Origin of the sequence: Microbacterium sp. NPDC087592, assembly GCF_044743585.1 — a bacterium.
In the GTDB taxonomy this organism is placed as follows: Bacteria; Actinomycetota; Actinomycetes; order Actinomycetales; family Microbacteriaceae; genus Microbacterium.
The window spans coordinates 1,474,344-1,495,593 of the sequence record NZ_JBIUWT010000001.1 but is presented as its reverse complement, the minus strand read 5'-3'; the positions used below and the strand labels follow the sequence as shown (position 1 = coordinate 1,495,593).

The following is a 21,250-nucleotide window of genomic DNA, read 5'->3' as shown; positions in this document are numbered from 1 at the left end:
CGCCGCGTCGGGCTGCGTGGCGATCAGTTGCCGAGAAAGCCGCCGAGTGCGTCGAAGAGTCCGAGTTCAGTGGCCGCGGAGCGGGCGATGAGGAACCCGATGATGCCGATGATCCAGGCGGTGTTCTCCGCGCCGGTGCGCTCCATCCACGCCGCGAAGCGCTCCAGCGGGCGCTGAACGAGGGGAGCGGCGACGATGCGCAGGACGAGCAGGACGATCGCCGGCAGGATCATCAGGGCGCAGTAGCCCGCGAGTGCGAGCACACGCAGCGGGGTGTCGACGGCGGCATCCGCGAGCATCGTCATCGCGACGATGTACGGGAGCATCGTGGCGACTTCCACCACCCCGGCGGCGATCGCGACGGCCATGACGGCGGTGCCACGGGTACGCGGATCGAGCAGGCGCTCACGCCAGCGTGTGATGCGGCCGGGGCGGGGAGCCGCCGTCGCTCCGGCCTGGTCTGCGGCAGGGGAGGGCGGAGGTGGTGTCAGCGTCGCCGGCGCAGGGGTGTCGCGCCCGGGCATCCCCGTCCATGGAGAGACCTGGGGCGCAGCCGCGACGGACGGAGTCCCCGCCGCGTCCGAGGCGCCTTTCGACTGCTTGTCGCCGGTCGGCATCACGAACGCGGTGATCAGGAGCGCGGCTCCGACGAGGAGGCGGACGACCAGGCCGGTCGGTGACGCGAGGAAGTCCGACGCGACATCGACGAGGTTCACCAGCCCCCACAGGAAGAGGAGGCCGACGGCGAGGTAGAAGGCCGCGATCGTCACGAGGTAGAGGAGGATGCGTCCTGGGCGCACCCGCCCGGGGTGCAGCAGGAGGAAGACCGGGATGAGGAGTGTGCCGACGCTGAGCCCGTCGATCAGCGCCAGCAGCGCGAGGGAGAGGGGGAGCGGGAGCCCGCCGAAGAGTTCCATGGCTCCACTGTCGCCGGGGCGGGGCGGCGGCGGATCGGGCGAAAGTACCGTTCGTCGTGCGCTCCTCATCCCTTCGACGGATGCGACCCCAGCCGTGCCGTGGTTGCATGAGGTCATGCACGAGCAGGTCGACGGCGGCATCGGTGCCTGGTATCGCCGGCACCGCGGGTGGGCGGACCCCGCCGGGATGGCGCTCCTCGCCGTCGTGATGGCCGCGCTCGGATTCCGCGGTGTCTGGGGCTCGTTCTCCCTCCTGTCGGGGCCGGTGTCGCCGTGGTGGGCGCTCGCCTTCGCGCTTCCGGCCTGTGCGCTCGCGCTCGTCAAGCGACGCCTGCCGATGACCGTGCTCGGCATCGTGACGATCCTCTTCGTCGCCGACCTCCTCACGGTCGGCGGCATCGGGACGCTCTTCGTGCTGCTCGACGTGCTGTGGACCGCGGTGTTCCTCGCCGGCCCACGACGTCGTCGCACTCTGCTGGTGCTCCTCAGTGCCTCGACGGTCATCCTCTTCATCGTCGCCTGGCTCTTCACCGACATGCCCTTCGCCGTCGCCTTCCTCATCGGGGTGCAGTTCGGCGCGATCTTCGGCACGGACTACTGGTGGGCGGTCGCCGTCTCCCAGGCGCACGAGCTGGCCGAGCTGCACCGTCAGCGCGCGGAGGACGCCGCGGCCGTCGCCGAGCGCGACCGCGCCGAGGCCGTGCAGCGCGAGCGCGAGGCGATGGCGCGCGAGCTGCACGACGTGGTGGCCGGTCATGTGATGGCGATGGCGATCCGAGCGGAGGCTGCCCTCTCCACGACGCCCGACCAGACGAAGGACCGCGAAGCGCTCCAAGCGGTGCGCGATGCGGGCCTGGATGCGCATGGAGCCCTGCGGTCGATGATCTCGGTGCTCCGCCGCGGCGACGGCGCCCTCGTGGCCACACCGCGCTGGGCCGATCTCGACGGCATCGTGCGCGATGCCGAGCGTGCGGGGCTCGTCGTCGGCTTCGACGCCCCGGACGTGCCCGAGTTCGGAGCCGCCGCAGAACAGGCCGTGGTCCGCATCGTGCGGGAAGCCCTGACGAATTGCATCCGCCACGCGGGCGGCGCCGAGGTCGACATCGAGATCGTGGAGCGGAACGCCGAGGTGCAGGTGAGGGTCCGGTCCCGCGGAGGTGTGGCCAGCGCCGCGGCCGCGCACGGAGGCGAAGGCTGGGGCCTGCAGATGCTGCGGGAGCGCGTGGGAGCGCTCGGCGGATTCTTCACGGCGGGCCCCGCCCCGGACGGATGGTCGGTCGAGGGCCGGCTCCCGCTCGAGGTGCGGGTATGAGCGCACCGACCGTGCTGCTCGCCGACGATCACGGCGCCATCAGGGCGGGGTTGCGGATCATGCTCGAGGCGCACGGGATCACCGTGGTCGGCGAGGCGGCGGACGGCGACATCGCCGTGCGCAACGCGGCCGCGCTGCGACCCGACGTGGTGCTCATGGATCTGCGGATGCCCGGCAGAGACGGCGTCTCCGCCACCCGGGAGATCGTCGAGCGCGGACTCGGCGACGTGCTCGTGCTGACCAGCTTCGATGAGGATGAGCTCGTCCTCGGGGCGATACGCGCGGGTGCGGTCGGCTTCCTCCTCAAGACGGTCGATGCGCCCGCGCTCGTGCAGGCGGTGCGCTCCGTCGCTGCCGGAGAGGGCGCGCTCGACCCTCGGGTGACGCGTCGCGCGCTCGCCGCAGTGGTCCAGGGCGTGGAGGCGCCGTCACCGGCAGCGAGTAGGGCGGAGCGGACCGATCTGACCGTTCGCGAACGGGAGGTCCTCGACGGCATCCTGCAGGGGTGGTCGAATGCGCAGCTCGCGGCACGGCTGCGCATCTCGGTGCCCACGGTGAAGACGCACGTGTCGAACGTGCTGACCAAGCTCGGCGCGCGCAGCCGCTCGCACGCGGCCGCGATCGTGCGCGGCCGCGAGGACTGAGCGCTCAGCGCTGCTCCGCGCTCGCCGCCGGGGTCTTCTCGTCGTCGCGCAGCGGGCGGGCGGCGCCCGAGAACAGCCCGGACATGACGACCAGGGCGACCAGGATGAACAGGGTGTTCAGCAGGCCGATGTGCTCGCTGATGACGCCGAGCACGGGCGGTCCGCCGAGGAACGAGATGTAGCCGATCGTGGCGGCCGCGCTCACGCGAGCCGCCGCCTTGGCCGGGTCGTCTGCGGCGGCGGACATGCCGAGAGGGAAGCCGAGAGAGGCCCCGATGCCCCAGAGCGCCGCGCCGACGAGCACCAGCGGGAAGGTGGGCGCGAGGATGAACAGCAGGATCCCCGATGCCGCGGCGACGGCGAGGATGCGCAGCACCGCGACGCGTCCGAATCGGTCGACGAGCGGGCCGCCGAAAAGGCGCACCGTCGTCATCCCGATGGAGAACACCGCGAGCGACACGGCTCCCGTGCCCTCGGCGAAACCATGACCCTGTTCGGTGCCGAGCGCGATCCAGTCGTTGGCGCCGCCCTCGGCGAACGACATGCCGAGCATGACGACGCCGATCAGGTAGGTGCGGGGTTCGCGCCAGGCCTCGAGCGCGGTGTGCATGCGCTCGCGGAACGGCGGCTTGACGTGATCCTCCGGGTCGAGGGCGGCCTCGCGCACCGGCACCTGGAAGAAGCAGACCACCGCGATCACGGCGATCAGCACGCCCATGGACACCGCGTGCGTCGCGACATCGATCGCGAGGTGGGCGGCCAGGGCACCGATGCCGGCGCCGATGACGGTTCCGAAACTGAAGAAGGCGTGGAAGACGGGCAGGATCGTGCGGCCCATCTGCTGCTCGATCGCGGTGGCCTCGACGTTCATCATCACGTCGACGCAGCCGTTGCCGAATCCGAACAGCGCCATGCCGAGGAGGACGACGGCCACCGAGCCGAACACCGTCGCGCCGAGGCCCACGAGTGCGATGCCCAGCGCGAACATGAGCATCGCCGCCAGCATGCCGCGGCGGGCGCCGGTGCGCGCCATCACCGCGGGGCTCGTCGAGATGCCGATGATCGAGGCGACACCCATGCCGAGAAGCAGCATCCCGACCTGCGCGTTGTCGAGCTCGAGCGCCTGCTTGATCCCCGGCACGCGCGACGCCCAGGTCGCGATCGAGAGGCCGCTCGCCAGGAAGATGGCGAAGATCGCGGCGCGCCAGCGGACGAACTGCGAACGGGTCAGGACTGCTTCCATGCCGGACAGCCTATCGAATCGATTCGACCCAGGGGAGCGGAAGCGAGCTATCCTCGAAGCATGAGCAGTCAGGAGACGCCGCGTCGGCCCACGATCGCCGACGTCGCACGCGAGGCGGGTGTGGCCACGTCCACCGCCTCGGTGGTCTTCAGCGGCAAGGCCAAGGTGGCCCCTGCAACCCGCGAGCGCGTGCTCGCCGCGGCCGCCGAGCTCGGCTACGCCGGACCGGATCCCCGCGCCGCCTCCCTGCGCCGCGGTCGCAGCGGCATCGTCGCCGTCGTGCTCGAAGGACATCTGCGTGCGGCGTTCCTCGACCCCGTGACGACGGCCATGATGGACGGCCTCACCGACGGACTCGCCGAACTCAGCGCCGGCATCCTGCTGATGCGCGACGAGCCGGGGGAGGGCACGGCGATCGCCGATGCCCCCGTCGACGCGGTCGTGCTGATCGGCTGCTCCGGACGCACACGGGCATCCCTCGAGGTGGTCGTCGGCCGGGGGCTCCCGGTCGTCGTGATCGAAGGCGACGCCGGAGAGGCGATCCCGCGCGTCACGCTCGACAACGCGGCGGCCTCCGCCGACATCGCGAAGCACGTGCGCGACCTCGGCCACCGCGATGTCGCCCTGGTCACCCTGCCGCTCGACAGCGACCGCGAGCGTGCAGCCGTCACACCGGAGCGTCTCGCGAACGCGACCGTCGACGTCACGGTCCACCGGTTGGCCGGCACCCGGGAGGTGTTCCCCGACGCCCCGGCGATCTCGGCATCCGGCAGCCTCATCGACGAAGGCGTGCGGGTCGGCAGGATGCTGCTCGCGGACCCCGCCACCCGGCCGACCGCGGTGCTCGCCCAGAGCGACCTGCTGGCCGTCGGGGTCATCCGCGCGGCCGAGGAGAAGGGACTCCGCGTCCCCGAAGACCTCTCCGTCGCGGGTTTCGACGGTATCGCGCTGGACGGTCTCGGCGATCTCACCCTCACGACGAGCGTGCAGCCGGCCGTCGAGAAGGGCCGCGCGGCGGGGGAGCAGGTCGCACGCATGCTGCGAGGCGAACCGGGGATCACGCAGCATCTCACCTGTCGGTTCCGCGTCGGCACCACCACCGGCCCGGCCTCGCGCTGAGCTCCGCCCCGCCGGCGGCCACAGTCAGCTGCGCTGCGGGCCGAGCGGAAGCGCCGTGTCGCCGAGATCGAGGATGCGGTAGCGGCCGCAGTCGATCACCTCGTCGGGAATGGCCGGTGCGGGCAGGTTCCAGGGAACCGTCTGCGCATCCTCCACGAGGAACGTCACCTCTCCGACGTCGAAATCGCGACGGTTCACCAACCAGGCATAGCCGCGCAGCTCATGATCGACCTGCACGAGCTGCGCAGGATCGTCGAGGTGCAGTTTCGGCAGGCGTACGGTCCAGAACTGACCGGCCCCGGTGCGGCCGGACGCGTCGACCCAGTCGGTCACGCAGGTGAGGTCGGGGTCGGCGACCTCGGCGGCCGCAGCGAGGCGCGGGATGCTCAGGATGCCGCCGAGCGCGAGCAGCACCGCGGCGATCGCGGCGACGAGCGACCGGGGGCGGAGCGGCATCCACCCCGCGCGCGGCAGGGCGACCAGGGCCAGAACGGGCGCGAACACCACAGGCTGCAGGTAGCGGGCCGCGTGGGTGCCGAGCGCGATCGCGCCGATCACGACGAGAACGGGCATCAGCCAGGCGACGGCGGCGACGAAGCGCGAACCCTCACTCGCGGCGCGCGCCGTGCGGACGACCGCGAGCACGATGAGTACCAGCACGATCAGGCAGCCGAACACCCCGCCGGGGGTCGAGAGGCGGTCTGCCGCGAGTCCGCCGTAGTAGCCGAGTGAATCGGCCCATCGCTCCGGCTGCACGTAGCCGGCGCCCGTGTTGGCGATCCATGCCCGAAGTGGAATGCGTCCGACGAAGCCGAGAGCCGTGCCGATCAGGAGCACACCGAGGAGCAGCGTCAAGCGCGACCGCTGCCGCGAGCGGATGGTCAGTAGCGCGAGCAGCACCGCGATCGGAACCACCGCCCACGCCGCGTACAACGGATTCGACAGGGTCGACAGGGCCGCCGTGGCGCCGAGCGCGACCAGGAGACCGACGATCCCGGACGCGCGGTCGAGCGCGCGACGCACCAGACCGACCGAGAGCACGACCGCGACCACGGTCGCCGAGTAGTAGGTCGTCGTGAGTTGCAGGGACGCGAGCTCGAGCGCATCGCGCAATGCGGAGACCTCGGTCACGGCGATGGCGCAGAAGGCCGCGAGTCCGAGAAGAGCCCACGCGACGGGTGCCCGGTCCTCTCTCCGCCGACCGGCCACGAGCCGGAGTGCTCCGTAGAGGGCGAGCATGTTGATCACGGCATTGATCGCGAGCAGGCTGTTCACATCGACCGGAAGGAGCAGGTCGAGCCCCGCGAACACCGCGGATTCGGGGAGGAAGAGCACGCTCGACATCGCCCAGTCCAGCGGCTCACCGGAAAGCGCCGACTGCCCGAACATGGCCACGATCAGGGAATCCCCGTCGCGGAACAGCAGGTCGGAGCGCGCCGAGGATGCGACCTGCGCGGCGGTCATCACCGCGATCGCCAGGGCGCCGAACCACCCGGCCAGTTCCCGCACCCAGACCCGCCGCATGCGACCACTCTTGCACGATCACACTCTTGCGGACCGAGTGGAGTCTTCGCCCGGGTAAACTGCTTATGACACCCCCCGCCTGGCCGCAAGGCCGACGACCCCCGAGGGAGCCGCGTATATGCTGACGCTCCTCGCCGTGTTCCTGCTCGGGTCGCTGTTGATGCCCGTTCTGGTGCGCTGGCTCGGAGCTCAGGCCTTCGCCATCGCCGCACTCGTCCCCGCAGCGGCTTTCGTGCACGCGCTCGTCATGACGCCGCAGGTGCTCGACGGCCCGGTCCCGTACGAGTCGGTCGAGTGGATCCCGCAGCTCGGACTGAACCTGTCCATGAACATGGACGTGCTCGGCTGGGTGCTCACCCTGATCGTGACCGGCGTCGGCGCCCTCGTGCTCCTCTACTGCCGGTGGTACTTCTACGAGGACTCGGCCGGCGTCGGCCAGTTCGCGGGTGTCCTTCTCGGATTCGCCGGCGCGATGTACGGCCTCGTGCTGACGGACGACCTCGTCATGCTGGTCATGTTCTGGGAGGTGACGAGCATCCTCTCGTACCTCCTCATCGGCCACTACCGCCGCCGCGCCGCCAGCCGACGTGCGGCACTGCAGGCCCTGCTCGTGACCACCCTCGGCGGACTCGTGATGTTCGTCGGCGTCGTGATCCTCGTCGTCGACACCGGAACCTCGAGCATCCGCGAGATCCTCGAGATCGCACCGACGGGCCCTGCGGTGGATGCCGCGATCGTCATGCTTCTGATCGGCGCGATCAGCAAGTCGGCCCTGTTCCCGTTCCACTTCTGGCTTCCCGGAGCGATGGCCGCGCCCACTCCGGTGAGCGCGTATCTGCACGCGGCCGCGATGGTGAAGGCCGGCATCTATCTGATCGCCCGATTCGCGCCGATCTTCGCGTTCAGCGCCCCCTGGCGCCCGATCGTCATCACTCTCGGCATCCTCACGATGCTCATCGGCGGCATCCAGGCGCTGCGCGAGACCGACCTCAAGCGCATCCTCGCGTTCGGCACGGTCAGTCAGCTCGGGTTCTTCGCGATCGTCGTCGGCTACGGCACGCAGGCCGCAGCACTGGCCGGACTCGCGCTGGTGATCGGCCACGCCCTGTTCAAGTCGGCCCTCTTCCTGATCGTCGGCGTCATCGACCGGCAGCTGTCGACCCGTGACATCACCGAGCTCTCCGGCGTCGGGCGGCAGGCGCCGGTCATGGCGACGGCGGCATTCATCTCGGTGGCATCGATGGCGGGCATCGCTCCGACCATCGGGTTCGTCGCCAAGGAGTCCACGCTCACGGCTCTGCTCGACGACGCCCTGGGGGGTTCTCCCTGGGGTCTGGTGGCGCTCATCGGCGTCGTCCTCGGTTCCATGCTCACTGCGGCATATGGGGCGCGTTTCCTCTGGGGAGCCTTCTGGAAGAAGCGCGACGCGCAGGGGCAGCTGCCCGACACCGCCTGGCCCGATCCGCCGGTCGGGTTCCTCTCGGCGCCGATCATCCTCGCCGGCGTCACGCTCGCCGCGGGTATCGGGGCGCCCGCGCTCGACGTGGCCCTGCAGGGCTACGCCGTCACCGCGACTCCCGGGCTCGACCACGCGGGCGAAGCCGTCGAAGGCCCGGGGCACCTCGCGCTGTGGCACGGCCTCGAGCCCGCCCTGGGCATCTCGATCGCGTCGATCCTGGTCGGCATCGGCCTCTTCCTGCTCACCCGCCGGACCGGCTGGGACCGCAAGCCCCGCCTCCTGCGCTTCACCGCCGCCGATGTCTATTACCTCGTCATGCGCGGCATCGACCGTCTCTCCGTGCTCAGCACCACCCTCACGCAGCGCGGCTCGCTGCCGGTGTACGTCGGCACCATCTTCGTGGTGTTCGTCGCCGCCGAGGTCACCGCGCTCATCGCCAGCGACATCGATCGTTACAACCTCTCCGCCTGGCACACGCCGGCGCAGATCGTCGTCGCGCCGATCATGGCGATCGCCGGGGTGTTCGCGGTGCGTGCCCAGAAGCGTTACACCGGCGTCGTCCTCGTCTCCGTCACCGGGCTCGGGATGGTCGTGCTGTTCGCGACGAGCGGCGCACCCGACCTGGCGCTCACGCAGATCCTGGTCGAGACCGTCACGATGGTGACGTTCGCTCTGGTGCTTCGCCGCCTGCCCGCGCGGATGGGGGAACACAACGCCTCGGTGGGGCGTGTCCCCCGGGCGCTCCTCGCGATCGGCGTCGGCGTCACCATGGCCTTCGTCGCGGTCGTCGCCACGCAATCCCGCATCGCGGATCCGATCTCGGAGGTGTTTCCGCAGCTCGCGTACGAGATCGGTCACGGCAAGAACGTCGTCAACGTGGCCCTGGTCGACCTGCGTGGCTGGGACACGATGGGCGAGCTGTCGGTGCTCGTGCTCGCCGCGACCGGCGTGGCCTCGCTGGTGTTCGTCACCCATCGAGCCGACCTGCTGGCCGCCACCAAGAACCTGCCGAAGGCTACGCGCAAGGCCGCGCGCAGTCGCCCGCTCGTCGAGACGACCGAGGGCATCCGGTTCCAGAACTCCGAGAACGAGAGCAGCCCGCGGGCATGGCTCGTCGGCGGGCAGAAGATGAAGCCCGAGAACAGGTCGATCCTGCTCGAGGTCATCGTCCGGATCCTGTTCCACACGATCATCGTGGTGTCGATCTTCCTGCTCTTCGCCGGGCACAACCTGCCCGGCGGCGGTTTCGCCGGCGGGCTCGTCGCCGGCATGGCGCTGGTCATGCGCTACATCGCCGGAGGCCGCTGGGAACTCGGCGCCGCCGCACCGACGGATGCCGGCCGACTGCTCGGCACCGGCCTCATCCTCGCCGTCGGCACGGCCGTCGTCCCGCTCTTCTTCGGGCTCGCGCCGCTGACGAGCACGTTCTGGGAATGGGAGATCCCCGGTATCGGGCACATGGAGTTCGTCACCTCGACCATCTTCGACGTGGGTGTCTACCTGGTCGTGATCGGGCTCGTCCTCGACGTGCTGCGCAGCCTCGGCGCCGAGGTCGACAGGCAGGCGGCTCTGCGCTCGACCCCCGGTCCTGAAGGCTTCCTCTCGCGCGGAAGGGGGAGCAGCTGATGGATGTCTCGCTCACCCTGATCGTCATCATGGCCATCCTCTTCGCGTGCGGCGTGTACGCGATGCTGGAGCGCAGCCTCACCCGCGTGCTGATCGGCTTCCTCCTGCTCGGCAACGCCACGAACCTGCTGCTGCTGATCGTGATGGGCGTCCCGGGCAACGCACCGTTCTTCGGCACCGAGGGCGAGATGAGCGACCCGCTCCCCCAAGCGCTCACCCTGACCGCCATCGTGATCACCTTCGCGGTCTCGGCCTTCCTCCTGGCTCTGATCTATCGCTCCTGGCAGCTGGGCCAGGCCGACACCGTCGAGGACGACGAGGCTGACATCGCGCTCCGCGAGCGCACCGACGCCGACGAAGATCTCATGGACGACGAGTCCGAGACCGACGAGGACGAGGCGACCACCGACTTCGTCGGCGTGCAGACCGCACCGATCACTGTGCTGCACATGCGCGACCACCCCGCCATCCACGACGATGCACCGTTCGACGCGCCGACGGGGTGGGGCGACGAACCCTCCTCACGCTCAGCCGAGGGCGACCAGGCGCGCCCCGATGAACCCGACGACCACGACGAGAACGAGGAGGGCCGGCCATGACCGCACTGGTCCCGCTCCTCGTCGGGCTCCCGCTCCTCGGCGCCGCCATCACCCTCGTGTTCGGCCGGAACGCGCGGCTCCAGGTCGTCGTGACCGTGGCCACACTCGCCGCGGTCTCGGTGATCGCCGCCGTGCTCCTGGTCGTGGTGGATTCCGGCGACCCGCTCGCCGTCTCGGTCGGCGGCTGGCCGGTGCCCTTCGGCATCGTGCTCTACGTGGACCGGCTCGCCGCACTCCTCGTGCTCATCTCGAGCATCGTGCTCCTCGCCGTCCTCCTCTTCTCCATCGGTCAGGGCGCCGCCGACGGCACCGACGAGACCCCGATCTCGATCTTCAACCCCTCGTACCTGATCCTCGCGGCCGGTATCTTCAACGCCTTCATCGCCGGCGACCTGTTCAACCTCTACGTCGGCTTCGAGATCCTGCTCGTCGCCTCGTACGTGCTGATCACCCTCGGGAGCACCGAGTCCCGCATCCGTACCGGCGCCGTGTACATCGTCGTCTCGCTGGTCTCGTCGATCCTGTTCCTCGCGTCGATCGCCATGATCTACGGCGCACTCGGCACGGTCAACATGGCTCAGATCGCCGAGCGGATGTCGGAGCTTCCACAGGAGACGCAGCTGGTGCTGCACCTGATGCTGGTGGTGGCCTTCGGCATCAAGGCCGCCATCTTCCCGGTGTCCTTCTGGCTGCCCGACTCGTACCCGACCGCCCCCGCCCCCGTCACGGCGGTGTTCGCGGGCCTGCTGACCAAGGTGGGCGTCTACGCGCTGATCCGCACCGAGACCCAGCTCTTCGCCTCGAACAGCATCGACACGGTGCTACTGATCATCGCGCTCGCGACCATGATCGTCGGCGTGCTCGGCGCCGTGGCGCAGGCGGAACTCAAGCGAATCCTGTCGTTCACGCTCGTCAGCCACGTCGGCTACATGATCTTCGGCCTCGCGATAGCCACGCCGGCCGCGATCGGCGCGACTGTGTACTACATCGTCCACCACATCGTCGTGCAGACGACCCTGTTCCTGGCGGTGGGACTCGTGGAACGACGAGCGGGGAGCACCTCGATCCTGCGGGTCAAGGGGCTGCTCAAGGTCGCACCGGTGATCGCCGTGCTCTACTTCGTGCCCGCGATCAACCTGGGTGGCCTTCCACCGTTCTCCGGCTTCATCGGCAAGTTCGCGCTCTTCGAGGCGGCGGCTTCCGTCGGCACCCCGATCATGATCGTGCTGATCTTCGGCGGCATCGTCACTTCGCTGCTCACCCTGTACGCACTCATGCGCGCCTGGAACCTCGCCTTCTGGCGCGAGGAGGAGGACTCCACCGAGACCGAGGGCCGCATCTCGTACCTCGGCAATGCCCCGGCCGCCGACGAGCAGCAGGAGCGTCGCCGCATCCCGAAGATCATGACGATCGCCACGGCCGGCATGGTCGCCGTCACCGTCTCGCTCACGATCTTCGCCGGACCCCTGTACGCGCTCTGCGACCGCATCGGCGCCGCCCTGCTGCAGCCCGTCAGCCTCGTCCAGCTGGAAGAGGAGGTGGGCGGATGAGACGTCAGACCAAGCGCCACCTCTGGCGCGACATCCGGGTCCAGCTGCCCTTCCTGGCCTGGCTCGTCGTGCTGTGGATGCTGCTGTGGGCGCAGTTCACCGTGCTGTCTTTCCTGTCCGGACTCGTCGTCGCGATCTTCGTGACCCGCGTGTTCCGGCTGCCGACGGTCGAGCTCTCGGGTCGGATCAATGTCGCCTACGCCGCCCTGTTCGTGGTGCAGTTCCTGTTCGCAGTGCTCAGCGGAGCCATCTCGGTGACCCTGCAGGTGTTCGACTTCCGCCGCCAGCCGGGCACAGCGATCATCGCGGTGCCGCTGCGTTACGCCGACGATCTGGTCATGACCCACGTCGCCGTCGTGTCGTCGCTGGTCCCCGGCTCGCTGGTGGTCGAGACCGACCGCGACCGGCGCATCCTCTACCTGCACGTGATCGGCGTGAGGAACCGCGCCGACGTCGAGAAGCAGCGCGCCGGAGTGCTCCGCTGGGAGCGACGGGTCGTCCGGGCGCTGGGCGACCCCGCGCAGTACCGCGCACTCAGGGCCGACCAGCGCGCCGGCCTGACCGGATCGACGAAGGGCGGTGCCCGATGAACATCCTGCTGCTGCTGATCATGGTGGTCTTCGGCATCGCCGCCGTCCTCACCCTCGTCCGCATCGTCCGAGGACCGTCGATCCTCGACCGTGCCGTCGCCTCCGACGTGCTCCTCACCGAGGTCATGTGCGTGCTCGGGGCGGAGATGGCCATCAACGGTCACACCCGCAACATCCCCGTGCTCCTCATCATCGCCGCGATCGGGGTGTTCGGCTCGATCTCCGTCGCCCGGTTCGTCGCGAGAAGGGACAACACGACCTCATGAACATCCTCGGATTCATGATCCCCGACCCCGTCATCGACGTGGCCGTGCTCGTGCTGATCCTGCTCGGGGCGCTGCTCTGCCTGTCGGCGGCGGTCGGGCTGCTGCGCTTCCGCGACGTGCCGTCCCGGCTGCACGCGGCGACCAAGCCGCAGGTGCTCGGGCTGCTGCTGATCTGCATCGCGATCGCCCTGTCGCAGCGGTCGGTCGGCGGCATCCTGCTGGGTTTCGTGCTCGTCGCGCCCGTCGTGCTCATGCAGTTCGCGACGGCGCCGCTGTCTGCGCACATGGTCGGGCGACAGGCCTACCGCAACGGCACCATCGAACAGCGCGGCCTCGTCGTGGACGAGCTCGCCGAGTCGAAGCAGACCCCACCCGCCGCCGGCTGAGCCCCGCGAGACCGACCGACCGTCAGAGGCGGGCGGCGAACTCGTGGATCAGGCGGGCGGCGGGCTCGGAGTCGCTGATGAGTGTGCCGTGTCCGTGGTCGGGGATGACCTCGAGCGCGGCACCGGGGATCGCGTCGAGGATCTCGCGGCACCAGCTCATCGGCGCGAGCGGGTCGTCCTCACCGCGCAGCACCAGCACCGGGCACTCGATGCGCACGAAGGCGTCCTCGGGCTCGTGCACGACGGTGGCACGGATCTTGCGGATCAGGTGCGGGCCGCCGCGGAGATACTCCCGCGCGCCGCGCCAGATCACCAACGGCCGCTCGCCGACGAGGTCGGTCAGGAGGTAGCGGGCCTGCGCCGCGATGTTGCGCGCCGCCTTGTTCACCGTTGGCCCGGCCAGCACGACACCCTCCACGAGGGACGGATGCCGTGCGGCGAGCTCGGCCGCGATCTGGCTGCCCATCGAGTGCCCGATCACGACCACCGGGCCCGAGTCCACGTGCTGCAGGTAGGCGGCGACGAGGTCGGCATGACGCTCCATGGTGAGCGTGCGCGTCGGCTCTGGTGCCTCGCCGAAGCCGGGCAGGTCCAGCGCGATCACTCGGCCCTCGAGCCGCTGCACGACGTCGAGGTAGACGCTGCGACCCATCCCGATGCCGTGCAGCAGGAGGTAGGTGTGCGGGCCTTCGCCGAACGTCTCGGCGATGAGCGTGGCGCCGCCGTGCTCGAACTCGAGGAGCGTGACGGTCGTGCCCTTCGGGGCGAGGTAACTGGATGGCACCTACCCACGGTATCGGAGCAACCTGCGCCGTCCCTTCAGGACGGCGCAGCCCCGCGGATCAGCCGGTCGGCGACAGGATCAGTGTGTCGATGGTCGACGCTCCGACGGCCTTCCCCGAGTACGCCCAGGGCTGCTGGAGCCCGACGGCCCAATCGGCCGTCTGGTCGGTGTAGTGCTCATGGAAGGCGTGACCCGAAGCGCCGGTGAGGTGGTTCCAGGTCGAGGCGTCGAAGTCGGAGAGATCGATCACCATGCGCATCGACGGCACCGTGGTGGTGGCGTACGAGACGCCGAGCTCCCACCCGGTCGCGTTCACCACGGAGGCCCCGCCGCTCACCGGGTACGGCCCGCGGTTGAAGAGGGCCTCGACGGGCGCGATCCCCGAGGTGCCGAGGGTGTCGCTGGTGAGGGTGATCGCGTGCAGGTCGCCCCAGTTCCAGCGCGTGGGAACGTCTCCCTGCAGAGTGACGAGCTCGTCGTAGGCCTCTTCGGCGGACAATGCCAGCATGGCCTCCATCCCGTCGACGTCGATCTCCGGGTTGCTCCAGAGCGGATCGGATGGGTCCTCGAGCATGTCGGCGACGACCGTGAACAAGCGTCCCTGCCCGTCGATGGGCAGGGGCTGCTCGCGCTCGCCGAAGATGTTCTGCACGAGGTTCGACCAGAGCACGTTCGCGTAGGCCGCGGCGGGCGAAGAGGCCGCGTTCTGGCCGTCCCACGGGAGCAGGAGGTCAACGGCTGCCTGGACGTCCGCGCGACTCACGTCGACGTCGGCCATGGCGGTCGCCAGCTGCGTGCCGATCCACATCTCATCGTCCATCTGGATGTCGCGCATGTCCTGTGCGGTCAGCGGAGCGGCGGCCGCGCGTCGTTCGATCAGGTGGGCGATGCGCGCCGCGCGATAGCCGTAGTCCCAGTCGCGGGACAGGAAGAAGGCGTAGTCGTCGGTCACGATCGCGTTGTTCGCGGTGACGATGTACCCCGAGTTCGGATTGTACGAGACGGGCAGCTCGTCGAACGGGATGTAGCCCGTCCAGTCGTAGCTGCTGTCCCAACCCGGCTGCGGCATCCATCCGTCGCCGGCACCGCGGATCGGGAGGCGCCCCGGTGTCTGGTAGCCGATGTTGCCCTCGGTGTCGGCGTAGATGAGGTTCTGTGCCGGCACGTCGAAGAGGGATGCGGCGTAGCGGAAGTCGTCGAAGTCCTGCGCGGTGGAGAGGGCGAAGATCGCGGTCGCGGTCGTGCCGGGGTCGAGCGCCGTCCAGCGCAGGCTGACGGCGTACTCGGCGTCGTCCTGACCGACGGGCGGAGCGGCGGGCGCCTCGGTTCCTTCCGCGAGCGCCGGCTCCGGGTCATCGGCGATCGCGGTGAAGTCGTCCGTGAGCCCCGAGATGATGGGCCCGTGCACGGTCGAGCGGATCGTCAGTTCGATATCCTCGCCGCCGGCGACCTTGATGGTCTCGGTGCTCTGCTCGAGCGGGACCAGCGCGCCATCGCGCCAGTACTCGTCGCCGACCACCCGCTCCACGTAGAGGTCGGTGACGTCGGTGGTGAGGTTCGTGAACCCCCAGGCGACGTGCTGGTTGTGACCGATCACGATGCCGGGAAGCCCGGAGAACGAGAAGCCTCCGACGTCGAACGGGCACGCGTCGTTCACGGTCGAGCACTTCAGCTGCACCTGGTACCAGACCGATGGCAGCGACGCGCCGAGGTGCGGGTCGTTCGCGAGCAGCGGCATCCCGGTCTCGGTGAGATCCCCCGAGACGACCCAGGAGTTCGATCCGATGCCCTCGCCGACATCGCCGACGAGCTCGCTCGCGGCCTCGATCACGTTCGAGGTCTCCTGCCACTCGATCGTGGTGGTCGCCTGCTGGATCTCGCCGTCGGATTCGGAGGGCGTGTACGCGGCGGGTTCCGCACCGGTCTCGAGTGCGGGCACCGTCGAGATCTTCGGAACGATCACCGGATTCTCGTCGAACGGGTAGTCGGGGTAGAGCTTCGCGAGTACTTCCCCGGTGTCGACCGCCTCGCCCGCCTCGTCCGCACCGGCCTTCAGCTCGGCGGCCAGGAGCGAGCGCTCGGTCTCATCCTCGATGTTGCCGCGCAGATCCCAGGCCATGGCCTTGAGCCAGGCGACCGAATCCGCGGGCTCCCACGGCTCGGGAGCGTAGTCCGGGTTCTGGATGCCGAGAACGGCATACTCGAGCGAGAGCTCGGCGCCGGACCGTGTCGCGAGGTAGGCGTTGACCCCGTCGGCATAGGCCTCGTAGTAGCCGCGCGTGGTGTCGTCCATCGCCTCGACCTCGGCTTCGGCGACGGTTCGCCAGCCGAGTGTGCGCAGAAAGGCGTCGGTCGCCGCCTGGGACTCTCCGAACATCTCGGCGACGCGCCCTGCCGTGACGTGGCGGCGGAAGTCCATCTCGAAGAAACGGTCCTGCGCGTGCACGAACCCTTCGGCGTAGAACAGATCGTCGGTCGAGTCGGCCGTGATCGTCGGGATGCCGCGGTCATCGCGCTGCACCGTGACCTCGGCCTTCAGACCGTCGAGCTCGACCGTTCCCGAGGTCTGCGGGAAGGAGCGCTGGATCGTCCAGGTCACGAAGAAGGCGGCGGCCACGGCGATCACGACGATCCCGGCCACAACGAGGAAGGAGATCCGTCCGATCCGGGCGCCCAGTGAAGGGCGCGTGGATACGGCGGACTCCTGCGAATCGGTCATCATCGTCGAGAACTCTTTCGGGTAGACAGGTGGAACTCAGTCCCACCGAGCCCCAGTGCGCGTTTCAGGGTCGCGCCTTCGCATCATATCCGCCCGAGCGCTCGTGGATCATCCATTCAGACGAATGTGTTATGTTACCCGTTGCGCTCTGCGCAGAACGGGGACGATACGGAGGCTCGGCGCGATTGCGTTCGGGCCGCCATGTCGGCCGCAACGAGTGGTGGGGGAACCACTGTGGTCGAAGGAGGGTGTGATTTGGTGGGCATGGATGGTGCGCTGGAACGGCGTTCGGTGAGTGACGACGTCTATCACCGGCTGCGGGACGCGATCGTCGACGGTGAGCTTCGGCCGGGCGAGCGGATCCGCGACTACGAGCTGGCGGAGGATCTCGGGACGTCGAAGACGCCGGTGCGGCACGCGCTGGCGCGACTTGCCGAGGGGGGACTCGTCGAGATGCAACGTAACCGCTACACGCGCGTGGCGCCCCTCGATCTGGACCGCATCCGGGACGCGATCGCGCTCTTCGGTGACATCTGGATCGGTTCGGTACGCCACGCGATGCCGCTGATCCAGGCCGACGACGTCGCCTATCTCGTCGATCTGACCGAGGACATGTCCGCTGCGGTCGTCGACCACGATGTCGTCGAGTTCGGTGGCGCGTTGCGCGCCATCGTGACCGGGTTCGCGCGCATTGAGGGCAACACCACGCGGGTGACCGTCATCGAGTTCCTCAGCCCGCAGATCCGCCGCTTCACACAGCACGCGCGCGGTGTGTTCGACTGGGTGGCGGTCGAGCGATCCACCGTCGCCATCCGTGAGGCCATCCGACAGCGCGACGCGGCCGAAACCCGTGCCGCCATCGTGACGCTCTTCGACGAGGTGCTGCCGGGCATCATCGACCGCGCCGAGGAGCTCGACGCCGCTGACGAACGGCGCAGCGCCGGCGACTCACCCGCCTAGCGGGTGCACCCGTCCGACGTCGGCAGCACCGGCTCCCCGCGTCGGCGGTACGGCGTCAGTCGGTGCCGGAGTCGAACGCCGCGCCCTCGGACGCCGTGTCGACGGCATCCGCCAGGTTCTCGTCGGCTTCGGAGATCGACCCGTGGACCGACTCGGTGATCTCGGCGGACTCGCCGGCGGTCACGCGGCCGACCAGCTCGCCGGTCGCGCCACCCACGAGGCCCAGGCCTGCGTACTGCTCGAGGCGGGCACGCGAGTCGGCGATGTCGAGGTTGCGCATCGTGAGCTGGCCGATGCGGTCGACCGGGCCGAAGGCGGCGTCGCCGACGCGCTCCATCGACAGCTTCTCGGGACCGTAGGACAGGTTCGGCGAGACGGTGTCGAGGATGGTCCAGTCGTCGCCGCGGCGCAGACGGATCGTCACGGTGCCCGAGATCGTGAGGCCGACCCAGCGCTGGATCGACTCGCGCAGCATGAGCGACTGCGGCTCGAGCCAGCGGCCCTCGTACATCAGGCGGCCGAGGCGGCGACCCTGCTCGTGGTAGGTGGCGAGGGTGTCCTCGTTCAGGATGCCGTTGACGAGGCGCTCGTAGGCGATGAACAGCAGCGACATGGCGGGAGCCTCGTAGATGCCGCGCGACTTCGCCTCGATGATGCGGTTCTCGATCTGGTCGCTCATGCCGAGGCCGTGGCGACCACCGATCGTGTTCGCCTCCATGACGAGGGCGACCGGGTCGCTGTACTCGACGCCGTTGATCGCGACGGGGCGGCCCGCCTCGAACGTGACTGTGACGTCTTCGGTCTCGATCGCGACCGACGGGTCCCAGAACTTCACGCCCATGATCGGGTCGACGGTCTCGAGCGAGACGTTCAGGTGCTCGAGGGTCTTCGCCTCGTGCGTGGCGCCCCAGATGTTCGCGTCGGTCGAGTAGGCCTTTTCGGCAGAGTCACGGTAGGGGAAGTCGCGGGTGACGAGCCAGTCACTCATCTCCTTGCGGCCGCCGAGCTCGGTGACGAAGTCGGCGTCGAGCCACGGCTTGTAGATGCGCAGGCGCGGGTTGGCGAGCAGGCCGTAGCGGTAGAACCGCTCGATGTCGTTGCCCTTGTAGGTGGAGCCGTCGCCCCAGATGTCGACGCCGTCTTCCTTCATGGCGCGCACCAGCAGCGTGCCCGTGACCGCGCGGCCGAGGGGCGTGGTGTTGAAGTACGTCTTGCCGCCGGAGCGGATGTGGAAGGCGCCGCAGGAGAGGGCGACCAGGCCTTCTTCGACCAGGGCGGTCTTGCAGTCGATCAGGCGCGAGGCCTCGGCGCCGTACTCCAGTGCACGGCCCGGGATCGACGCGATGTCGTCTTCGTCGTACTGACCGAGGTCGCCGGTGTAGGTGAAGGGCACGGCGCCCTTCTCGCGCATCCACGCGACGGCGACGGAGGTGTCGAGTCCTCCGGAGAAGGCGATGCCGACGCGCTCGCCGACGGGCAGGGACTGGAGGACCTTGGACATGCTTTCCAGTCTATCCGCGTGCGGCGTGTCGCCCCGTGCCGCGTCAGACGACGGCGACAGCCACGCCGAGGGCTGCGTATGTGACCATGGCGCGGCGGTCGCAACTGAGGAGCGTCACACCAGCTGTGCGAGCGCAGAGCGCGACCAATCCGTCGTACACCGCTCCGCCGGAGACCCCGGCGTCGGCGAGAACGTCGACGGCCGTCCGCGCAGTCTCTTCTGGGAGGGAGACCGACCCGGGGAACGCAGTCCGGATCGCGCGAGCCGCGGCGGGAGGAGTCAGACGATTCGGGCCCGGGAGGCGCGTGAGAACGGAGTAGGTCTCAGTCGAAGCATGGCCTGCGAGTCCGAGGACTGCGCCGGCGCAGGCGGTCTGGACAGCGAGGTGCGCGGTGTTGTCTTCGACGAGGAGAGCGACCGCCGCGCTCGTGTCGAGAAGAAGGTCAGCGCTGGTCGGCAAGGCGCAGCTCGCGGATGTCTTCGGGCGTGAGAGTGGTGCCGGACGACGCGATGACGAGGCGCCCATCCTTCTCGATGAGGTTGTCCGGCGCCTCGATCTCGATTCGGATGCCGTTGCCATCGAGGATCAGGTCGACGGGACCCGGGATCAGTCCCACGCGCTCACGGAGCGGCGCAGGGATGACGATTCGTCCTGCCTTATCCATGGTTGCCTTCATGCCATCAGAATACCATTCAGATGCCAGGAGCGTTGGGTCACGTCGACGGGCTGTGCTCAGGATCTGCCGAAACGGAGGAGCTTCGCGCGCGATGCGGAGTGTCGAGGCCCGACGCGCCGGGGGAAGGACGACCCGTCTCCGTTCTCGCCGATGCCATGGTGGGTCGGGCCGGGAGACGCAGCAGGAGGTGGGAGAGTAGACGCCACGGAGGTGCGGCATGGGCGAAGCAGTCCTGTGGGGCGTGATCGCGGCGGCGCCGCTGTTCATCGGCGCGGTGCTGGCCCTGCTCCGGAAGTGGCCGCCGCGGTGGCTCGGCATCGTCCTCGGGTTCGGCGCCGGCGCCCTCATGGCCTCGATCGCCTTCGAGCTCTGGGAAGAGGGGCTCGACCTCGCCGGTCCCGTCCCGCTCGTGGTCGGCGTCGCGGCCGGTGCCATCAGCTACTACATCGCCGACCGTATCCTCGATGCCCGTGCCGCGAAGAGCAAGTCGCAGGCGGGCGGTGGCCAGCTCGCCGTGGGCGCGCTGCTCGACGGCATCCCCGAGCAGCTCGTGCTCGGTATCGGGCTGGCATCGGGGGAGCCGGTGAGCATCGCGCTCGTCGTGGCCATCCTCGTCTCGAACCTGCCCGAGTCGATCGGGTCCGCCGCCGACCTGCTCGAGGGGGGTATGGCGAAGTCGCGAGTGCTGCTGCTGTGGGCAGGGGTGGCCGTGATCTGTGCGGCGGCGACCGTCGCGGGCTTCGCGCTGGCGAGCGTGACGGGTGACGCCTTCCGTTCCGCGTCGAGTGGCTTCGCAGCCGGGGCGCTTCTGGTGATGCTCGTCGACTCGATGGTTCCCGAGGCGCAGTCCAAGGCCAAGGAGTCGACGGGTCTCGCGACCGTCCTGGGCTTCGCGCTCGCCGCGGGGCTGGCTTTGGCGTAAGAGCGCGCGCGGCGGCAGACCCCACCGCCGCGCCTCAGATCTCCCCGCGCGACGAGTCTCGCCGCACGCTGCGACCGGAGATGCTCTCGATGTGCAGGACCAGAGGGAGGCTCCGATCCTCACCAGCCCAGGGGTGCACACGAGCGGCGATGCCGGCGGCTTCTTCTTCCGGCGCACGGGAGAGACTGCCGTGCAGCAGCACGTTCCACGCCGTGCTCCCGATCGGATCGTGGTAATCCACCTCGAACGCGACGTCGACGGGCGCCCGCGTCAGGTCGGCCAGGAGGCCATCGGGCGACGTCCTCAGAAGCAGCTCCTGCCCCGACACCGCGAAGTTCACCGGGTGGATCTGCACCCGCCCGTCATGGACGAAGCCGATGCGTCCGATCGTGGTGGTGCTCAACAGGTCGTAGGACTGCTGTTCATCGAGTTCTCGGATCATGCGCATTCCT

20 protein-coding genes are annotated in these 21,250 nt (G+C 69.3%); 11 read left to right on the top strand and 9 right to left on the bottom strand.

Annotated features, from left to right (window positions below; translation table 11 throughout):
- Positions 1–23: 23 nt before the first annotated feature.
- Positions 24–917, bottom strand: coding sequence for a GAP family protein (locus ACIOTO_RS07035; RefSeq protein WP_400857201.1), 894 nt, complete (start codon positions 915–917; stop codon positions 24–26).
- Between the two features lie 115 nt (positions 918–1,032).
- Between ACIOTO_RS07035 and ACIOTO_RS07030 the strand changes: the two genes are divergently transcribed.
- Together ACIOTO_RS07030 and ACIOTO_RS07025 are read left to right on the top strand one after the other, a co-directional pair.
- A complete protein-coding gene (locus ACIOTO_RS07030) occupies positions 1,033–2,229 on the top strand; it encodes a sensor histidine kinase (RefSeq protein ID WP_400857199.1) in 1,197 nt (398 codons plus the stop codon).
- Complete coding sequence (locus tag ACIOTO_RS07025) at positions 2,226–2,873, top strand: response regulator (protein WP_400857198.1); 648 nt, start codon at positions 2,226–2,228, stop codon at positions 2,871–2,873. Before ACIOTO_RS07030 ends, ACIOTO_RS07025 begins: the two co-directional genes overlap by 4 nt.
- 4 nt (positions 2,874–2,877) lie before the next feature.
- On the opposite strand, the gene ACIOTO_RS07020 is transcribed toward ACIOTO_RS07025, so the two are convergent.
- Positions 2,878–4,116: an MFS transporter gene (locus tag ACIOTO_RS07020; RefSeq protein WP_400857197.1), complete on the bottom strand. Its 1,239-nt coding sequence runs from the start codon at positions 4,114–4,116 to the stop codon at positions 2,878–2,880.
- A gap of 60 nt (positions 4,117–4,176) precedes the next feature.
- Between ACIOTO_RS07020 and ACIOTO_RS07015 the strand changes: the two genes are divergently transcribed.
- A complete protein-coding gene (locus ACIOTO_RS07015) occupies positions 4,177–5,235 on the top strand; it encodes a LacI family DNA-binding transcriptional regulator (protein ID WP_029264132.1) in 1,059 nt (352 codons plus the stop codon).
- A 24-nt stretch (positions 5,236–5,259) separates the two neighbouring features.
- On the opposite strand, the gene ACIOTO_RS07010 is transcribed toward ACIOTO_RS07015, so the two are convergent.
- Positions 5,260–6,759: a hypothetical protein gene (locus tag ACIOTO_RS07010; protein ID WP_400857196.1), complete on the bottom strand. Its 1,500-nt coding sequence runs from the start codon at positions 6,757–6,759 to the stop codon at positions 5,260–5,262.
- A 118-nt stretch (positions 6,760–6,877) separates the two neighbouring features.
- Between ACIOTO_RS07010 and ACIOTO_RS07005 the strand changes: the two genes are divergently transcribed.
- Genes ACIOTO_RS07005 through mnhG form a run of 6 tightly spaced genes read left to right on the top strand, consistent with a single transcriptional unit; the run spans position 6,878 to position 13,235 of the window.
- Positions 6,878–9,844 carry a Na+/H+ antiporter subunit A gene (locus ACIOTO_RS07005; RefSeq protein WP_400857195.1) on the top strand — a complete coding sequence of 989 codons (2,967 nt, stop codon included), beginning with the start codon at positions 6,878–6,880 and terminating at the stop codon, positions 9,842–9,844.
- The gene (locus ACIOTO_RS07000; RefSeq protein WP_105711432.1) at positions 9,844–10,443 is read left to right on the top strand and encodes a Na(+)/H(+) antiporter subunit C; all 600 of its coding nucleotides are present in this window, start codon (positions 9,844–9,846) and stop codon (positions 10,441–10,443) included. The genes ACIOTO_RS07005 and ACIOTO_RS07000 overlap by 1 nt, the downstream gene beginning before the upstream one ends.
- Positions 10,440–11,993, top strand: a complete 1,554-nt coding sequence (locus tag ACIOTO_RS06995) for a Na+/H+ antiporter subunit D (protein ID WP_029264128.1) — start codon at positions 10,440–10,442, stop codon at positions 11,991–11,993. The genes ACIOTO_RS07000 and ACIOTO_RS06995 overlap by 4 nt, the downstream gene beginning before the upstream one ends.
- Positions 11,990–12,583, top strand: coding sequence for a Na+/H+ antiporter subunit E (locus ACIOTO_RS06990; protein ID WP_262002468.1), 594 nt, complete (start codon positions 11,990–11,992; stop codon positions 12,581–12,583). Before ACIOTO_RS06995 ends, ACIOTO_RS06990 begins: the two co-directional genes overlap by 4 nt.
- Entirely contained in the window at positions 12,580–12,849 is a 270-nt protein-coding gene (locus ACIOTO_RS06985) for a monovalent cation/H+ antiporter complex subunit F (protein ID WP_029264126.1), read from the top strand. Before ACIOTO_RS06990 ends, ACIOTO_RS06985 begins: the two co-directional genes overlap by 4 nt.
- Complete coding sequence (gene mnhG / locus ACIOTO_RS06980; protein ID WP_400857194.1) at positions 12,846–13,235, top strand: monovalent cation/H(+) antiporter subunit G; 390 nt, start codon at positions 12,846–12,848, stop codon at positions 13,233–13,235. The genes ACIOTO_RS06985 and mnhG overlap by 4 nt, the downstream gene beginning before the upstream one ends.
- 22 nt (positions 13,236–13,257) lie before the next feature.
- Here mnhG and ACIOTO_RS06975 read toward each other — a convergent pair whose 3' ends face one another.
- Entirely contained in the window at positions 13,258–14,019 is a 762-nt protein-coding gene (locus tag ACIOTO_RS06975; protein ID WP_091028301.1) for an alpha/beta fold hydrolase, read from the bottom strand.
- A 58-nt stretch (positions 14,020–14,077) separates the two neighbouring features.
- Positions 14,078–16,741: a penicillin acylase family protein gene (locus ACIOTO_RS06970; protein WP_400857192.1), complete on the bottom strand. Its 2,664-nt coding sequence runs from the start codon at positions 16,739–16,741 to the stop codon at positions 14,078–14,080.
- 138 nt (positions 16,742–16,879) lie between these two features.
- Here ACIOTO_RS06970 and ACIOTO_RS06965 point away from each other — a divergent pair, with 138 nt between their 5' ends.
- Positions 16,880–17,698, top strand: coding sequence for a GntR family transcriptional regulator (locus ACIOTO_RS06965; protein ID WP_400857191.1), 819 nt, complete (start codon positions 16,880–16,882; stop codon positions 17,696–17,698).
- Between the two features lie 55 nt (positions 17,699–17,753).
- Here the strand turns inward: ACIOTO_RS06965 and argG are convergent, their stop codons facing one another.
- From argG to ACIOTO_RS06950, 3 genes are read right to left on the bottom strand one after another with little or no spacing between them, the layout of a single operon-like run.
- Complete coding sequence (gene argG, locus ACIOTO_RS06960) at positions 17,754–19,199, bottom strand: argininosuccinate synthase (protein ID WP_400857190.1); 1,446 nt, start codon at positions 19,197–19,199, stop codon at positions 17,754–17,756.
- Positions 19,200–19,242: 43 nt separating this feature from the next.
- Entirely contained in the window at positions 19,243–19,659 is a 417-nt protein-coding gene (locus ACIOTO_RS06955; protein WP_400857189.1) for a PIN domain-containing protein, read from the bottom strand.
- Entirely contained in the window at positions 19,643–19,876 is a 234-nt protein-coding gene (locus ACIOTO_RS06950; protein ID WP_237682326.1) for an AbrB/MazE/SpoVT family DNA-binding domain-containing protein, read from the bottom strand. The genes ACIOTO_RS06955 and ACIOTO_RS06950 overlap by 17 nt, the downstream gene beginning before the upstream one ends.
- Positions 19,877–20,093: 217 nt before the next feature.
- Between ACIOTO_RS06950 and ACIOTO_RS06945 the strand changes: the two genes are divergently transcribed.
- Positions 20,094–20,798: a ZIP family metal transporter gene (locus ACIOTO_RS06945; protein ID WP_105711427.1), complete on the top strand. Its 705-nt coding sequence runs from the start codon at positions 20,094–20,096 to the stop codon at positions 20,796–20,798.
- A 34-nt stretch (positions 20,799–20,832) separates the two neighbouring features.
- Here ACIOTO_RS06945 and ACIOTO_RS06940 read toward each other — a convergent pair whose 3' ends face one another.
- Complete coding sequence (locus ACIOTO_RS06940; protein ID WP_400857188.1) at positions 20,833–21,240, bottom strand: pyridoxamine 5'-phosphate oxidase family protein; 408 nt, start codon at positions 21,238–21,240, stop codon at positions 20,833–20,835.
- Between the last annotated feature and the right edge of the window lie 10 nt (positions 21,241–21,250).

Bases quoted from the DNA above. Each gene is read 5' to 3' on its own strand.
- ACIOTO_RS07035 (WP_400857201.1), bottom strand. From the start codon at position 917: ATGGAACTCTTCGGCGGGCTCCCGCTCCCCCTCTCCCTCGCGCTGCTG.
- ACIOTO_RS07030 (WP_400857199.1), top strand. From the start codon at position 1,033: ATGCACGAGCAGGTCGACGGCGGCATCGGTGCCTGGTATCGCCGGCAC.
- ACIOTO_RS07025 (WP_400857198.1), top strand. From the start codon at position 2,226: ATGAGCGCACCGACCGTGCTGCTCGCCGACGATCACGGCGCCATCAGG.
- ACIOTO_RS07020 (WP_400857197.1), bottom strand. From the start codon at position 4,116: ATGGAAGCAGTCCTGACCCGTTCGCAGTTCGTCCGCTGGCGCGCCGCG.
- ACIOTO_RS07015 (WP_029264132.1), top strand. From the start codon at position 4,177: ATGAGCAGTCAGGAGACGCCGCGTCGGCCCACGATCGCCGACGTCGCA.
- ACIOTO_RS07010 (WP_400857196.1), bottom strand. From the start codon at position 6,759: ATGCGGCGGGTCTGGGTGCGGGAACTGGCCGGGTGGTTCGGCGCCCTG.
- ACIOTO_RS07005 (WP_400857195.1), top strand. From the start codon at position 6,878: ATGCTGACGCTCCTCGCCGTGTTCCTGCTCGGGTCGCTGTTGATGCCC.
- ACIOTO_RS07000 (WP_105711432.1), top strand. From the start codon at position 9,844: ATGGATGTCTCGCTCACCCTGATCGTCATCATGGCCATCCTCTTCGCG.
- ACIOTO_RS06995 (WP_029264128.1), top strand. From the start codon at position 10,440: ATGACCGCACTGGTCCCGCTCCTCGTCGGGCTCCCGCTCCTCGGCGCC.
- ACIOTO_RS06990 (WP_262002468.1), top strand. From the start codon at position 11,990: ATGAGACGTCAGACCAAGCGCCACCTCTGGCGCGACATCCGGGTCCAG.
- ACIOTO_RS06985 (WP_029264126.1), top strand. From the start codon at position 12,580: ATGAACATCCTGCTGCTGCTGATCATGGTGGTCTTCGGCATCGCCGCC.
- mnhG (WP_400857194.1), top strand. From the start codon at position 12,846: ATGAACATCCTCGGATTCATGATCCCCGACCCCGTCATCGACGTGGCC.
- ACIOTO_RS06970 (WP_400857192.1), bottom strand. From the start codon at position 16,741: ATGATGACCGATTCGCAGGAGTCCGCCGTATCCACGCGCCCTTCACTG.
- argG (WP_400857190.1), bottom strand. From the start codon at position 19,199: ATGTCCAAGGTCCTCCAGTCCCTGCCCGTCGGCGAGCGCGTCGGCATC.
- ACIOTO_RS06950 (WP_237682326.1), bottom strand. From the start codon at position 19,876: ATGAAGGCAACCATGGATAAGGCAGGACGAATCGTCATCCCTGCGCCG.
- ACIOTO_RS06945 (WP_105711427.1), top strand. From the start codon at position 20,094: ATGGGCGAAGCAGTCCTGTGGGGCGTGATCGCGGCGGCGCCGCTGTTC.
- ACIOTO_RS06940 (WP_400857188.1), bottom strand. From the start codon at position 21,240: ATGATCCGAGAACTCGATGAACAGCAGTCCTACGACCTGTTGAGCACC.